The following is a 19301-nucleotide window of genomic DNA, read 5'->3' as shown; positions in this document are numbered from 1 at the left end:
TCTTAAAACCTATTTTATTTAAATACGACCAATTTGAGATGTTTGTTGCTTGCTCTTGTAGTCATTTTTGAAAATGTGATTTTAAAAACGGACTTTATTTTGTAAGTTTTTGAAAAATAATTAGTTAATAAATACACATTGTTTTTTTTTATGAATCTTAATAATGTTATTAACAATTTGCATATATTTGTTAATAAATTCAATTGACTAATAATTACCCCCCCCTATATGAATAAGAGAAATTTATTTAGAATTTTACTTCTATCATCTTTTTTAATGTTTTTTTTTAGTGGTTTTTCAACCAGTATAAAAGACGATAAAACCAATATTAAAAACAATAATTTAAACTCTAGTCTACTAGTTGTTCCCACAATCTCCTCACAGCCACCAGCTACATTAAATCCTACAAGTGGTCATGCTGGAACTATTGTTACTATTACGGGTACTGGATTTACAAATAGTTCAACTGTTCAATTTGATGGTTTTGATTTAGATCCTGCTAACGTCAATTATATCAGCCCTACAGAAATTGAAATTACAATACCTTGTGATGTTAATGGGACTCCTTTAACAAGTAGGCAATATGATGTTGATGTCGATAATAGCGGAACAACAATTCCCTTTACTTTTATAGCCGCAGAAATAACAACCGTCTTTGATGCAAACTATGAACTTTGTATTGGAGAATCTTTTACTGAAATTCCGCTTAGTGCTATTCCTTCTTCCCCTTCAGTAGGAACTGTTTCATATAGATGGGATAATAATAATACAAGTATAGGTTTAGCAGGCTCTGGAACAATCAATAGTGCTCCCTATGAATTTCCGTCTTTTGTGGCGGCAAATGCTACAAATGAACCAATTTCTGGAACAATTCAAGTCTTTCCAATTATCAATGGTTGTGAAGGTGCGCCAGTTACTTTTGATATTACAGTTAATCCTTTGCCTGTTATTGAGGCTATAGGGAATTTAGAATTCTGTGCAGGAGAAACAACTACACAAATAGCTTTTAATTCTCTTTCACCCAATGGAGGTACAGATGTTACTTATACCTGGACTAATAGCAATACAGCTATTGGGCTAGCTCCATCAGGTGTTGGTTCTCCAATTCCTGTTTTTACGGCTACTAACTCAGGTACAACAGCTATTACTTCTACTATTACTGTAACGCCAGAATACAGAGGTTGTGAAGGAAATCCTACTGATTTTACTATTACAGTTTTTCCTGCTAGCGACGGAGGAAGTTTAACTGCAGCAAACTCTAGTATATGTGAAGGAGAGTCTACAAATCTTACATTAAGTGGTCATGTAGGGAAAATTATTAAATGGGAGTCTTCAACAGATGGTTTTGCCAATATAACATCCATCCCAAATTCTACCAACTCGCTATCTGTAAGTCCTAATTTAGATACAGCATACAGAGCTGTTGTTCAAAGCAATCCATCTTGTAATGAGGCTTTTTCTACCCCTATTGATATATCAGTCTCTCCAGCCATAGTAGCAGGTAATGTTTCAGGGGGTTCAGCTATTTGTTTCAATACGCCAAGCGATATGCTTACCCTTACAGGAAATAACGGAACTGTAGATAGATGGCAGTCTTCAACAGACGGGGGTGCAAATTGGGTTGATATTCCAGGAACTATTGGCCTAACAGTGTATACATCAGATTTTTTAACGGAAACAACACGTTTTAGAGCGATGGTTGTTAGTGGTTCTTGTACACCAACGCCTTCTGCATCTACTACGGTTACTGTACAACCCATTACAACAGAGGGTGTATTAGTAGTCTCAGGATCCTCTACGATTTGTGAAAATTCTACTGTAACCTTAAACTTTTCTAGTTTTAGTGGTACTATATTAGGGTGGGAGTATAATAATACAACTTTAGGAAGTTGGACTCCAGTGCCAAATCCAACGACAGCAGCTACTTATACTTCAACTACATTAACAGAATCTACAGATTTTAGAGTACGTCTTTCTAGCGGTGTGTGTCCTACAATTTACTCTCCAGAAGCTTCAGTTACTGTAGCTACAGCACCTGCTATTAGTGATATTCCTAACCAAACCATTTGTTTAAACGAAAGCCGTACTTTTGGAGATCCTCCTGTACCTGGTTATTCGTATTTATGGACATCAACTTCTGGATGGACCAGTACTTTAGCACAACCTACCAGAACATTTAGTGCTGCAGGTGGTCCAGAAACATATACATATAGAATAACAGATGATACAACTGGATGTTTCTCGGAAGACACCTTTCAGGTTACCGTAGATCCTTTACCTGCCGCTACGGTAATTAGTGACGCTAGTATTTGTGCTGGCGCTAATATTGCTATTGGTGCACCTTCAGTGCCAGGATCTACCTATAGTTGGACAGCAGTACCAAGCTACACTTGGACGCCGCCAGGAGTAAGCTCTACAGACTCAAATCCAACGGTTAGTCCTACCGTAACTACGACATTTACCCTTACAGAAACCACAGCAAATGGCTGTACAACAAGTAATAGTGTAACCATCACTGTAGAACCTGAGCCTGGAATTTCATTTACAGGGGGCACGAGTCGATCTATCTGTGAATCGGATTTGGACGAGCTTATCCAAGCCAACATTACAGGAAATTACAATACAGCAATTTGGGAAGTAGTGCCAGCTGGTGCAGGTACTTTAGCTGTACTACCCTCTGGAATAGAAGTAGAATTTACGCCTTCAGCAACTGGAATAGCTGCTGGAAGTGCAATAGTAAGATTAACAGTAACCAATACCTGTAATGTTGCTTTACCTCCTCAAGACGTAAATATAACTATTGATAGACAATCAGTTGCAGATGCAGGTACAGCTCTACAAGTATGTGGTGATAGTTCCACTACCTTAGATGGTACGGGCTCTGAATTTGCGACTTCATATAGTTGGTCTGCTCCTTCGGGAATAAGTGGAACTTTATCACCAGCTAATACTGCAACACCAGTATACACCCCGAGTGCTGCCGATATTGCCAATGCGAATACACTTTATCCAGGAGGGATACCCTTTACATTAGTAACTAATTCTGGGGCCAATTGTTCACCTAGAACAGATACCGTTTTAGTAACAATCATTCCTCCAGCAGAAGTTGATGCTGGCCCTGCAACTGCAAGCATATGCGAGGGAGAAAATTTATTTTTAAGTGGTACAGCAGATAATATTAATAATAGTAGCATAAGTTGGGATAACAACGGCGGTGATGGAACTTTTTCAAATCCAAATTCATTAACTCCTACCTATGTGCCTGGCCCAAATGATATTGCTACAGGATCTGTAACACTTACCTTATCTGCGGATGGTAATACCCCATGCTTAACAGCTACTAGCGATTTAATATTAACGATTGAAAGAGATCCTGTTGTAAATTTAGGTGCTGATATTACCGTATGTGCGAATGAAACTACCCCAATTAATCTTTCTCCAACGGTATTGTCTAATCCTGGGTTAATTACATGGACGACAAATGGGAATGGATCATTTAATAATGCAAATGTACCGAATCCTATCTATACTCCAGCTGCGAGTGATTTAGGAACTAATGTTACCTTTACCATTACAGTAGATCCTGTAAGTCCTTGCGCTGTACCAGCGACAGACTCAGTAATTTATACGATAAATACCATACCCACAGTAGACGCTGGTGGTGATCAAACGATTTGTGAAACGCAAGGAACCTATCAGTTAGCGGGATTTCAACAAAATGCTGGAAGTACTGTTTGGACTACAGCTAATGGTTCTGGTTCATTTGATAATACAATTGATAATTTAAATCCAATTTATACTTTTAGTCCTGCAGATATCGCAAGAGGTTCGGTAACGTTTACATTAAAGGCTTCGCAAAACACATGTACAGATGTGTCAGATTCTGTTACCATTACCATACAACCAAACCCTACTGCAAATGCAGGTACGGCTGTAGAAATCTGCCAAGGGCAATCTTATGTATTTACGGGGTCAGCTACCAACAACTCTTCTGTAACTTGGACGCGAAGTGGAGGTTCTGGGACCTTTGTTGATGATGATACCTTAAATCCAACCTATACGTCATCGCCCAGTGAAACAGCAGGAACCATTGTTTTTACGCTTGAAGCACAACCATTAACTCCATGTAGTTCTCCAGTATTTTCTACAGTTGAATTAGTTATTGTGCCTAACCCAACCGCTGATGCAGGTGATGATGCGAATATTTGCGAAGGAGAAGATTTTCAAATTACCACTGCAAACGCGTCATTTTTTAGTGGAAGTGGCGGCGCTACTGGTCTCATATGGACAACTTCAGGAGATGGTACTTTTACGGGAGGAAATACACTAACACCTAAATATAATCCAGGGATAAGTGATGAAAATAATGGTTCTGTAGTTCTTAGTTTAACAGCTAGTAATACAGACGCTCCTTGCTTTAACGATGCTGTTGATCAAATGACTTTAACCATCAACAGAGTTCCAAGTATCAATGTACTTAACCCAACCATTGATGTCTGCACCAATGCAGGTGTACCTGTAGAAATTACTGGTGTAACTGCCATGGATTTTGATACGCTTACTTGGACAAGTTCAAGTACAGGCACTTCAGGTTTTACACCAACCAATACGCCCGCAAATACTACAGATGCCATATTTTACACACCTACAGCAGGAGATATAGCTACAGGTTCTGTTGTATTAACACTAGAAGCAGCGCGTGATCCAAGCAATTGTAATTCTAGTAGCACTGCTACAGTTACGCTAAATTTTGTAGAGGATGTAGCTGTAGATGCGGGAGTTTCACCACAAACCATCTGTGAAGGCACATTTTATACAACAACTTCAGCATCAGTTGCTAATGCTTCAAGTGTGTTTTGGGACTCTAATGGAAGCGGGACATGGAGTAATCAAAACTCAATTGATACAGCAGAATATACGCCGTCCGCGGCAGACTTTTTAGCAGGATCAGTAACACTAACTGTTACCGCAACCGGCTTAGCACCATGCTTTGATGTGGTAACGGATACAATTCTACTTGAGTTACAAAAACTACCGGTTATTACGGTTCCACCAACAACTTCAATATGTATCGATCAAAATACATTTGGCATAGGAGGTGTGTCCATTGCTCCAGCTACGGCTTATGATACAAATTCTATTGTTTGGGAAACTACGGGTACCGGAGTTTTTACAACTTCTGGTGATCCTTTGAACCCAATTTATACTCCGTCTGCTGCTGATTTAGCGGCTGGTAGTGTTACCTTAACAATTACTGTTGATGCTGTTACTTCCTGTACAGTTGAGGTAACCGAAAGTTTTGATCTTTTATTTCAGGTTTTACCGGTTGCTGATGCAGGTGTAAACTTAACGGAATGTGCTCTGCCTTTTCAAATTACTACGGCTACTTTTGATACAACAACCGCTAATAATTTAGTTTGGTCCAACGGATCAGGAGATGGAACATTTGATGTTGACAATATTATAAACCCAACTTATACGCCAGGACCTGGAGATTTAGCTAATGGATCGGTAACCTTAACTTTAACTGCGAAAGCCTTAGATCCATGTACGGCGGATAATGTCACTTCAATGGTTGTGACTTTTGTAGATTCACCAGAGGTTATAGTGGTAACGCCACAAAATCCAATTTGTGAAGATGAAACCAATGTTGCGCTGGCAGGTACTACGATTAATAATGCAGATTCATTTATTTGGACATCAACTACAGGTACAACTATTGCAAGCCCTACGACTTTGAGTCCACTAGTAACCCCAAGTGCTACAGATATTTCCAACGGCTTCATAGATTTGACACTTACGGTTGCTCCTAACGCACCTTGTGCTACTGATGTTGTGGAAGTTGTACGAATCCCTATTCAGGAAAAACCTGAATTATTCCCAGGAGTATCACAAAATATTTGTGAAGGTGCTAGTATCTCTATTTTAGATGCAACAGAAACCAATGTTACAAACCTTGTTTGGTCTAATAATGGAGGTGATGGAAATTTTACAGCATCTAGTAATAACATTACAACGGAATATACACCTGGGCCTAATGAAATTGCAAACGGTTTGGTTGAATTAGTTGTTACTGCAGACGCTATTGCACCTTGTGTTGGAACAATTTCGAAGACAATTACGCATACGATTACTAGAGATCCAGTTGTTACTCTAACAACAAACGAAGATACAATTTGTGAATCGCAAACGAGCTATACCATCCCAACAGGAACAGTCTTTATAGAAAATGTAAGTTCTGTTGACACTTACAACTGGTCAGCTTCTGGTTCAGGTACATTATTAGGAAACAATACCTTAACCCCATCTTATGAGCCTACACCAGCCGATATTGCTGCTGGTTTTGTAAATTTAATTTTTACATTAAACCCAACAGCCCCATGTAGTACTCAAATCAAAGAAACATTTAAATTAAATATTAACCCTTTAGCGACGATCGATTTTACAGATGATGGGTTTTTCTGTGAGGGGGATAATAAGCTTTTGACAGCCACTTTTACCAACCATGATTCTAACACTATCAATTGGACAATAATTAGTGGAACAGGAACCTTAATAGATGGAAATACAGCAAGTCCAACGTATGTACCTGCTCCGGATAGTGATACAGTTGTGATTCAGATAAGTGTCGATGGAATTTCACCTTGTGATGAACCAACCACACAACAATTTACAATGAATGTTATTAAAACTCCAGTAGTTTCTATGACAACGCTTAATGATAAGGTTTGTAGTTCTCAAAAGACCTATAATTTATCAGGAAATTCGGTTGAAGATTTAACTAATACAGTAAAATGGACTCGAGTAAATCCAGTTGGTGGCACAGGAACGTTTTCAAACTCAGAGATTCTAAATCCTTCCTATACATTCAATCAAGACGACATTGATAACGGGTTTGTGACCTTACGTTTAACGGCAACGAGTGATGCGCCTTGTTCTTCTTCAGATTTTGAAGAAATTACAATTGTCATAGACAAAGCCCCTAATGCAACAATAAGTTCTCTTGCAGCAGTTTGTGCTGGAGAACCTTATACTGCGACTGCGTTAAATCCGGATGGAAATACCGTAGCATGGACCGAAATTAATGGAAGTCATGGAACCTTTGTGGGTGCCAACTCAGATACTGCTACTTTTAATCAATTTCCAGAAAATGAGAATGATTTTGAGATTCAATTAACATCAACAACTTCAGAAACTTGTGCGCCTTATGTTCAAACTCTTAAAGTGGTTGTTCAACCGAAACCAACAATTGATGTTGGGCAGTCCATTCAGGAAGTATGTAGCTCAGAGCCATTTGTAATTTCTGGAGTTACTGCTACGAATTATGACTCTGTTTTATGGACAGAGGATGGCACCGGAAGTAGTGCAGGGTTTAGTAATCCAAACGATTTAAACCCCACTTTTACACCAACAGCTTCACAACTTCTTGCCGGTCAAGTTGTTTTGAAAGTTACAGCGCTTGCAGATGCAGAATGTGGAAGTGCATTTGATGTATCTGATACAATTACATTAAACTTTAACCCAGAACAAACGGTTAGTTTTACAGCACCTTCTTCTATTTGCGAAGGAGATACAATCTCATTAGTTGGATTAGCGCCAGACTCCTCGAGTATTTTATGGTCAACAAGTTCTACTGCCTCAACTTCAGGTTTTGCAGATCCAACCAATTTAAACACAATCTATACACCTTCTGCTTTAGATTTAAGTTTAGGACGTGTTACTTTAACGATTACAGGTTTTTCAAATACAAATTGTCCAGACGCTACTTATTCTCTAGAAGTTTTAATTGAAAGTAAACCAACTGCAGATGCGGGAGCTCCAATATCTATTTGTGAAGGAACAGCTTCTTATCAAATTAATGACGCGTTTGCATCCAATTATAACGCATCAGTTTCAACAAATATCAACTGGTCTCTAACAGGGCCTGCAACCATTCAAGCGGGTACCCAAAATGATTTAAATCCAGTAATTTTACCTACTGCTGGTGCCACAGGAGATATCATTTTAACACTAAGCGTTAATGGATATGATTCTTGTAATACTTCGGCTACAAGTACAAAAACGATTACCATAGTTCCAAGTCCAATTGTTGTGGTACCATCGACTCGTACTATTTGTGAAGGCGAACCGTTGATCCTTTCAAATTCTGAAATATCCGCCTCTAATTATGGTTCAGTATCATGGACTTCATCAAACGGATTAGGAACATTTACACCAAATGATGATTTAGCAACAATTTATACCCCGGCTCCTGGTCAAACAGGTACAGTAGACTTAATCCTAACTGCTTCTTCAACTTCAGGATCTTGTTCAAGTGATTCAAGCCCTATACAATTGGAAATTATTCCAAAACCAATTGTTGAGGCAGGAGTTGACGCTTCTATTTGTGTTACTGAAACATATACTGTAGTTGGAGCAAGTGTTTTAAACGCATTTACATATACATGGAGTGTTACAGGTCCTGCTCAGATTGTTTCTGGTCAAAGTACATTAACCCCTGTAATAGCCTCAGATGCTGGAGCAACAGGAACAGCTGTTGTAACTTTAACTGCTGTTGGAAATGGCGTATGTCCAGTGTCGATTAGAGATAGTTTTAATCTAGAAATAAACGCTGCTCCAGTAGTTAATGCTGGTAACGATGCTATGCTTTGTGAAGGGCAATCTTCTTATCAACTACTTGGTTCTGTTGTAGATGCAGATGCTTCTACAACCTATTCTTGGGTAACTTCCAACGGTAGTGGAACTCTTCAGTCTACAGCAGATCCATTACAACCAATATACATCCCTGGTCCAACTGATTTTAACTCTGCTACAGGATTCAAAGACATACAGTTTGATCTCATATCAAATTCAACCAACGGATGTGGTTCATCAACAGATTCGATGGTTTTAACTCTTTACGCAAGTCCAATTGTAAGTGCAGGCTCAGATATTTTTGATATTTGTGAAGGTACAGATGTTATTTTGAGTTCGGCAACTGCTAGTAATTACAGTAGTATTACATGGTCTACTTCAGGAAATGGTACATTTGATTATTCTAGTAGTACAATTAATCCAACCTACAGCCTTGGCTCTAATGATACGACTTCTGTAACTCTAACGCTTTCTGCGATGCCTAATGGAGCATGTTCACAAGTTGCTGTTTTGGATCAAATGACGATTTTTATCAATCAAGATACAACACTTTCAGCGACGACGAATACAATTACAATGTGTGGTGAAACCTTTACTATGCCAGATTTGATAGATGTAAGTAATGCTACATCTATTCTTTGGACAAATATTACAGGTGCATCTGGTACTCCAGGAGTCTTAACAAACGCTCATACAGAAACACCAAGCTTTACACCTTCAGTAAATGAAATCGCTAATGGTTTTGTTTTACTTAGGGTAGAAACTTTAGCTAAACCAGGTTGTACAACAACATTAAGCGAGACAATTACTGTTAATTTACAACCACTTTTAGAAATAGAAGCAGGTACATCATTAGCATTCTGTGAGGGGGATGATATTATAGTTTCAGGGAATGGAGCCTCAGTCACAAATTTCTCAACATATGAATGGTCTCATAACGGAACAGGAAATATTGATCCAGCTACTATTAACACATTAAATCCAAAATATATTCCAGGTGTTAATGAAACGGGAGATATAGACCTTACACTAACTGCTACAAGTATTGCTCCATGTACCGGAGATGTATCCGACTCAATGACCGTAACAATTAAGCCGCAACCAACAGTTTCTGTTGTTCCTGATTTTACCATTTGTGAGGGCGCTAATATCAATATTGTAAACACAACGGTTACAAACGCAGATAGCATAACTTGGACGAATTCCCAAAATAGTGATGGATCGTCTTCAGGTGCTTATGTAGGTGGTACATTTTCAAACAATGATAATACAATATTAAACCCGAGTTATATACCCTCACAAGATGATATCGACCTAGGGTATGTGTATTTAACAATTAGAGTTTCCAATACAGCTTGTGGCTCATTTGTAACAGATGTTATAAAAGTTACTATAGCAAGTGGAGTAGGAGTCTTTGCAGGAGTGAATGCATCGATTTGCGAATCAGAACCCTATGCTTTATTAGACGCTTCTTCAAGTGCAACGTCTGTTTCTTGGATAAGTTCTGAAAACAGCAATGGTACCTCTTCAAGTACTTATTTGCCTGGTTCATTTACAGATCCAACGGCTGTAAATCCCGAATATATTCCAAGTATAGATGATATAAATAGAGGATATGTTTATCTCACAATTACAGGCTCAGGAAATAGTAGTTGTGCTGTGGATAGTAGCTTTATGTTACTAAACATAATTAAGAAGCCAACAGTTTCTGCAACAGATATAAGTATTTGTGCTAGCAATACAACTGGTGTTGCGTTAAACGGATCGGGAACCAATTATGACACACTTACATGGAGTGTTATTGATGGTCCTGGAAGCGTAGACCCAACAACTGGAGTTTTTAATTCAGGTTTAGGTCCAGACATTCTTAACAATGCAGTAACAAGAATTCGTCTTGTAGCAACTCCATTATCGTCTTGTGCAGATAATGCCGTTAAAGAAATTACAGTTACCACACAAGCGCTTCCATCCGTAGAAGCAGGTGATGATGGTGCCATATGTTACATTCCAGGAACAGCAATTGCTCCTTTTACAATCCTTGGAACAAATGTATCTAATGCTAGTTCCACAAGTTGGACCACATCAGGAAGTTTATCGGGTAATTTTAACTTAGGAACTCCTGTTGTTTATGAATCATTTAGTAATAGTTGTACTCCAGAAGTTTTAACATTAACCGCCAATGGTGTAGGAGCATGTAGTTCAGAGACAAAATCAGATTCAGTAACATTAACAATCAATTGTACCATTCCAAGTTTAGGAGCTATTACAGGATTAAATACTGTTTGTCAAGGAAATACTGGAGTTGTATATACTGTTCCGGTGAATTCAAATGTAATTACTTATGATTGGCAAGTGCCTACAGGCGCTACAATTGATTCTGGTCAAGGTACTAACTCAATTAGCGTTAATTATGATGCTAACGCAGTTTCAGGAAATGTTTCTGTAAATGGTGTAAATGGCTGTGGTAGTAGTCCAAATTCTACATTACCAATTACTATTAATGAACTGCCAACTACGGGAATCGTTTCTGGACAACAAATAGTGTGTGCTGGATCGACTCATGATTATACAACCACAATAATTCCAAATGCAGATTCTTATTTGTGGACATTACCTGACGGTAGTACAATTTCTACAACAACCAATTCAATTTCTATTCCGTTTACGGCTTTGGTTACTTCAGGAGATTTATCTGTTCAAGGAAATAATTCTTGTGGACTAGGAGCTTCTTCTGCAGCTTTACCTATATCAGTTCAATCACAACCAACTTTGACGAGTACATTGACTCCACCATCAATTTGTAGTGATGAAACTTTTGAATATGTACCAACTTCGGAATTTGCTAGTACAACCTATAGTTGGACTAGAGCAGTCGTTTCTGGAATTTCAAATACTGCAGGATCAGGAACAGGAATAATTAGCGAAACTCTAACAAATACAAGTTCTGTAACAATTCCAGTTAATTATATTATCACGTTAACTTCACAAGATGGTTGTACTAATTCAGCAACTATTACAGTTGATGTTCATCCGATACCAACCCTAACTTCTTCTACACCATTAGCTGCTATTTGTTCTGGCGATTCATTTAATCATACTTTAACCTCCAATACTACAGGTAATATTAATTGGACTAGAGCGACTGTTACAGGAATTACGGAACCCGGAACCAGCGGAGCCAATACGATAAGTGAAGTTTTAACAAATGTTACAACTGCTCCTATAACAGTTGTATATACAGCATTACTGCCTCCAAATTCAGATGGATGTACTGGAGGTACAATTACATTTAATGTTGTGGTGAACCCAGAACCAAATGTTGATCAACCCGTAGATCAGGTTTTATGTGCAGGTGAAACATTAGATATAAATTTTGTAACAACTAATAATGGGGGAGTCTCAGGGTTTACATGGACTAATGATAACTCTTCTATAGGATTACCATTAACAGGTTCTGGACCTATTTCAGGGGTAACAATGACGAATACTTCTTCAATAAGTCAAGAAGCAATTATAGAAGTAACACCTACGTTTGATAACGAAGGGATTTCTTGTACAGGTTCTCCTAAAACATTTAAAATTACAGTAAATCCGGCAGCTCAAGTCAATCCAATTCCTTCAGAAGTAGTATGTAATGGAGATAGTACTACTCCAATTACATTTTCAACTTCAAATACTTCAGGAACGACTACTTACAGTTGGACGAACGATAATACTTCTATAGGCTTAGCTCCAACTGGTTCTACAGATATTGCTGCATTTACAGCAACTAATATCACCACAACACCACAAGTTGCAACTATAGTTGTAACTCCAACGTATACCTTTAATGGTCAGGTTTGTTCTGGTCCACCAGAAACATTTCAGCTTACGGTAAACCCTTCAGCTCAAGTAAATCAACCAACAGCTTTGATACTTTGTGAAGGAGAATTAGTGCCAGATATAGATTTCGATACTTTAAATACTGGTGGTACAACCACTTATGATTGGACTAATGATAATGTAAATATTGGCCTGAATTCTACTGGATTGGGTAATATAAATTCTTTTATAGCAAAAAATTCTACCGGAATTCCTCAAACTGCAAATATCACAGTAACACCAACATTTACAAATGGTTTGGTTTCTTGCTCTGGAACTCCAAAGTCCTTTACGATAACGGTCAATCCATCTGCACAAGTGAATCCGATTGGATCAACAACTGTATGTGCAGGTGAATTAATACCAAAAATCGAATTTACAAGCACAACAGTTGGAACAACGTACGCTTGGACAAATAATAATACGTCTATTGGCTCTATATTAGCTTCAGGAACTGGAGATATCTCTGCATTTTCAGCAACCAATACAAGTACGATTCCTCAGACTGCCACGATTACAGTGACACCTACGTATACAGAAAATGGTTCTAGTTGTACTGGTCTACCAGAAACGTTTACAATTACAGTAAATCCTGCCGCTGAAATGAATCCACCTTCAGACGAAGTTTTTTGTGCATTTGATTTAGCAGTTATCAATTTTACCACATCAAATACGGTGGGCACAACAACATATAACTGGACAAATAGTAATTCTGCAATTGGTTTAAGCAGTTCTGGTTCTGGATCTACCATATCATTCACCACTACAAATTCTGGAATAACGCCTATAACTTCAACAATTATAGTTACTCCAACATTTAGTTATAATGGTGTAGATTGTGTTGGGCCAAATAAAATTTTTACAATTACAGTCAACCCGAATCCAACTATGGTAACTCCAGATTCACAAATTTTATGTGATGGAGATACTACAACAGTTGACTTTACGACATCCAATAGTGTAGGGACTACCACATATGCATGGACCAATAATACACCAAGTATTGGAATTCCTGCATCAGGAGTTGGATCGATTCCAGCATTCTCGGTTGTTAATACAGGAAATGCACCAATAACTGCAAGTCTTACGGTTACACCTACATTTACCAATGAGGGTGTAAGTTGTGTTGGGGATCCAGAGGATTTTGAGATTACAGTGAATCCTTCTGCACAAGTTAATCAGCCTCTTTCTTTAGTGGTTTGCGATGGTGATACGGTAGCTGCTACTAGCTTTAGTACCTCAAATACAGTAGGTACAACCACGTATTCATGGACAAATGATAATTTATCAACAGGATTAAACGTAAGCAGTGATACTGGTGATGTTCCTACTTTTACGGCAACAAATACTGGAACAGCACCTTTAGTGTCTACAATTACGGTAACTCCATCTTTTGATAATGCAGGGGTAATATGCTCTGGACCTTCAAAAACATATACCATTACAGTCAATCCCAAAGCACAGGTGAATCAACCAGCCCCGCAGGTATTATGTAACGGCGAATCTACCAATGTGTCCTTTACATCTGCCAATACTGTTGGATTAACAACATATAGTTGGACAAATTCTGATACGTCTATAGGTTTAGCTGCATCAGGAACCGGAAATATTCCAACATTTACAGCCTCCAATTTGAATGCAAGTCCAGTTGTATCTACTATAACCGTAACTCCAACATATATCAATGGTGGTGTTTCTTGTTCTGGACCTCCAAAAACGTTTACAATTACAATAAACCCGACTGGTCAGGTAGATCAACCGGCGTCTCAAATTGTGTGTAATGGCGATTCTACAACACCTGTCAACTTTACAACTTCAAATACCGCTGGAACAACCACATTTAGTTGGACCAATTCAAATCCAAGTATTGGATTAGCAGCTTCAGGAGTAGGAACAGTTCCTTCTTTTGTGGCCTATAACAGTACAAATACTGTGGCTGTTGGAACTATTGTTGTAACTCCATTTTACGAAAATGGAGGAGTAAGTTGTCAAGGCGTTCCAAAAACCTTTACAATTGAAGTCAATCCTGAACCTGAAATGATTCAACCCGATGCACAAGTTATTTGTGCTGGAGAAACATTCTTTTATAATTTTGATTCTAATAATTTAGGTGGAACCACTACTTACGAATGGTCTAATAATAATCCATCAATTGGATTGGATCTTACAGGAACAGGGAATACCCTATCTTTTATAGCAACTAATACAGGGCAAGTACCTTCAGTTGCTACAATACAAGTAACTCCTACTTACACAAATGGAGGAGTAAGTTGTGTGGGTTCAACATTACCCTTTACAATTACGGTTAACCCTTCAGCAAATGTAGTTTTACCTCCAAACCAAACGGTTTGTAATTCGGATTCCACTACTTCTGTGAATTTTTCTACAGTAAATAGTTCAGGAGCTACAACTTATGAATGGGTTAATAATAATCCAAGTATCGGATTGGATGCTACAGGAACAGGAAATATACCTTCGTTTGTTGCTAAAAATTCTGGCAATATTCCAGTTGTTGCATCTATAGAAGTTACACCAATTTATAATAATTCAGGAGTAAGTTGTGCAGGACCACCCCAAACGTATACAATTACAGTTAACCCAACCGCAGAATTGAACACTCCAATATCTCAGGTTCTTTGTAATGGTGAGAATACAAACTTAGTAAGCTTTTCATCAAATAATTTGGGTGGAACAACAACCTATAGTTGGGTTAATAACAATACAACTATTGGATTAGCTGCAAATGGCTCTGGTGATGATATTCCATCTTTTACAGCAGAAAATAATGGTTTTACACCGGTTGTAGCTACAATTACGGTTACTCCAACGTATACAAATGATTCGGTTTCATGTGAAGGGCCCTCTAAAGAATTTACTATTACAGTAAATCCAAGTGCTCATATAATACAGCCAACAGATCAAACCCTATGTGCTGGGGATTTATCAACCGAGATTAATTTTAACTCGTTAAATACACTTGGTACGACCACTTATACTTGGACTAACGATAACACCAGTACAGGTTTAGGAGCTAGTGGAATAGGACCTATTTTACCCTTTACAGTACTTAATACGGGTTCAGCTCCAAATGTGTCTACAATTACAGTCACACCGATCTTTACAAAAGACGGTGTTGCTTGTAATGGTGATTCAAAAGAATTCTTTATAACGGTAAATCCAGTCTTAGACTTAGTACCACCTGTAGATCAATCTGTTTGTAACGGAGCAATGACTTCGCCAATAACTTTTGTGTCTAATACCACAGGAGGTACGGTAAATTATTCTTGGGTAAATGATAATACTTCTATAGGATTAAAGGCAGATGGCACTGGAGATATTTCTTCATTTCCAGCTCTAAATACGGGGTCAACGCCACAGATAGCAACAATTACTGTTACAAGTACTTACACGAATGCTGGAGAAACCTGTAGTTCAACAGAAGTATTTACAATAACCGTAAATCCTAGTCCAAAGGCCACAATTACAGGCTTAAATAATTTCCTTGTATGTGAGAACGATACCGCACCTTTTATCACTTTTGAAGGTTCAAATGGGGTGGCGCCATACACTTTTACGTATCAAATAAATTCAGATCCAATTCAACAAGTTACCTCTAGTGGAACCTCAAACTCTGCTACGGTTTCAATTTCAACTGCTAATTCAGGATCAAATGTAATAACGCTACTTAGTGTTTCAGATTCTTCAACACCAACAGCTTGTGTGTCAACAGATATTACACTACCAAACGAGGCTTTTGTAGATGTTCAAGAGCAAGGAACGATTATACCACAGGACTCTAGTACCGTTAGTCAAGTTATTTGTGAAAATACTTCTCTTACGCCAATCGTTTATGTGATTGGAGGGTCTGCGACAAGTGCTTTTGTAACAGGGCTGCCTTCAGGTTTGATTTCAACTTTTGACCCAACTCTTAATACATTAACCATAAGTGGAAATCCAACAAGCTCAGGTACTTTTAATTATGAAGTTAATACAGCTGGTTCAACAAATGGATGTAATTCATCTTACGGAGGCTCTATCGTTGTGAATGCAAATGATGAAATTACAGAGTTGACACCAACGACAATAAATCAAGAGCTTTGTTCTTGTGATTCCTTAGCACCAATATCATATAACTTAGGTGGTGGTGCTACTGGGGGAGATGTACAATTTACCCCGAGTATGCCTGCTGGAATTACTTGGTCAATTTCTTCAAATATATTAACTATTTCTGGTGCTTCATGTGATGTAGGAACTTTTAATTATACGGTTAATTCGTATGGAATTTGTAGTTCGGATACCTATGGAGGTACAATTGTAATCAAAGATAATTCTACTATTTCTTTAGTTTCAGGAAATCCTGATCCAATTGTATGTGAGGGGAGTGCTTTTGCAACACCAATCCAATATGCAATCTCACCAACCACTTCAACTCTTGTAATGGCACCAACCATTCCAGGTGTTACCTTTGATCCAACAACCGGTATTATTTCTGGAGTACCTTCACAAAGTGGGGTGTATAACTATACAATCAGTTCTAGTGAAGGCTGTAGCAATGTTTTATCTGGTGTTATTACAGTAACTTCAGATCAAGACATATCCTTTATTTCTAATAATCCTACTCAAACTGCTTGTCAAAATTCGCCTATAGATCCAGTTGTGTTCTCGGTGTCTCCAGGAGTTAATGATGTTACTATTACTCCTTCGTTGCCAGCTGGTTTAGGGTATTCTGTAAACTTAGGAATAGTTACAATCTCGGGAACTCCTACCAATGCGATGGGTGTTTCTCAAAACTATATCGTAAGAACGGTTGGGTCTTGTGGAGTAGCAGCATCAGAATCTTTTACATTAGACATCCTACAGGAGGCTATGATAACAGTAACTAGCGATGCTTCAACAATTAACCAATCCATTTGTCAAAGTGGAAGTATTGAGCCAATTACGTTTACAATTGAAGGAGGTGCAACAGGAATAGAACCTCTTGATTTACCTGATAACCTTGTTTTAAATTTTGATGCTGGTACTGGAATATACACAGTGTCTGGAGCACCAGCTACATTTGGTACTTTTAATTTTAATGTGGTTACAACAGGATGTGTTGCGACGCAATTATTTTCTATAACGAACATTAATACCAATATTTCTATTGAATTAACCTCTGCTGTTGATACTGACGACCAGCAATTATGTCAATCCAATTTTAATACACCAATCACCCCAATAGTATATCAATTAACTGGTGTTACAGGAGTAACTGTAACAGGATTGCCGCTTGGTATAAGTTCGAATTTTGACAACGCTACTGGAGAGTTAGTAATTTCTGGAACACCTATAGATTCTGGAGAGTTCAATTACGCTATAACAACCTTGCCTTGTGAACGTGTAAAAACAGGAGTTATAAAAGTTTCAACACCCATTGCCTTTTTTGATGAACAAGTGACACAAGTTTCTTGTCATGGTGAAAATGATGGTTCAATTTCGATTGATATTCGAGGTGGTGCTAGTGCAGCAGGTTTGTATGCTATTTCTTGGACTGGACCAAATGGTTTCAAGCAAAATCAAGCAACAATTACAGGATTAGAACCTGGAGTTTATACAATCACAGGAACCGACCTTCTTGGATGTGCAATTCCAACAAAATCATACGTAATTGATAATGTAGAGCCTGTAAAAATTTCATTACTTTCTACGTCTAATGTAACCTGTGAAGGAAGTTTGGGTTGTGCCAATTTTGATTTTACTGGGGGCACAGGAATTTATACAAACTTTTCTTTAGAGTATTTAGATCCGTCATCTGAAACATTAACTCCAGTTACTGTTGCAAATAATAATTACCTTAATATTTGTGGCCTTCGCGCTGGATTGTATTATTTAACGATTGAAGATAGTAATTCATGTAAGTCAAGTCCTTATTTGTTTACAATATTTGATTACAGTTCGCTTAATATCGAAAATGTTGAATTAGATGATTCATTATGTGCTGATAACCCAGGAAATATTAGAGTTAAAGTTACAAGTTTAGATCCAAACCTAACTTTCTATTATAATGATGTTTTAGTTCCTCATATACCCTTAGGGGATTCTACATACGAACTGGCAATTAATAACCCAACAGCCTCTTCTGGAGTACTAAAAGTAAAGAATGATCAAGAATGTTGGAATTCAATTAATATTAGTACGCAAATTGAGATGCCAGATTTTGATTATACATCACTTAATTTTTCTACCCATAATTTTATTGATGTTAACGAAAGTATAGAATTTACCAATACAGTTGATCTTAGCGATATCCCCGCCGAATACGATTACATTGTTTGGGATTTTGGTGATAATTCTCCTTTTAAAGTATTTTTTAATCCAGATGATTTAGTTCCGAATTCTGAAGGAGATAGTTTCAAAACAGTTTTCCATTCCTATACAATTGATGGAGTTTATACAGTTACACTCTCTGTTTTCAATAGATTGGGTTGTTCGCGATCGGTATCTCAAACTATTACTGTAGGACGTGGTGCAAATATTATGGCACCTTCAGCTTTCTCTCCTAATGATGATGGAATAAATGATTTATTTAGAGTTTCATTAATTGGCTTTACAAAAGTTTCCATGTATGTCTATGATCCTTGGGGGAATGTTGTTTATGAAATAACCTCTGATGTAGATGCATTAGATCCTAATTGGGGTTGGAATGGTGTAGAAAAAGGAAATAATGAGCCAAAAAATGGAAATTATAAATACTACGTAATAGCAACAACTATAGATGGAAAAGTTGTTGAGAAAACGGGTCAATTGATGCTTATAAAATAATACAG

The 19301-nt window shown here is 37.8% G+C and carries 1 protein-coding gene; it reads left to right on the top strand.

What is annotated here, in order from left to right:
• Positions 1-228 precede the first annotated feature (228 nt).
• On the top strand, positions 229-19296 hold the full coding sequence (locus tag AC2D6T_RS10970) for a PKD-like domain-containing protein (protein WP_484681520.1): 19068 nt from the start codon (positions 229-231) through the stop codon (positions 19294-19296).
• Positions 19297-19301 lie beyond the last annotated feature (5 nt).

This window comes from Polaribacter sp. YIW18 (genome assembly GCF_057219325.1).
Note: the sequence above shows the minus strand (reverse complement) of the source record. Positions and strands in the feature narration are given on the sequence as shown.

Bases quoted from the DNA above. Each gene is read 5' to 3' on its own strand.
- AC2D6T_RS10970 (WP_484681520.1), top strand. From the start codon at position 229: ATGAATAAGAGAAATTTATTTAGAATTTTACTTCTATCATCTTTTTTA.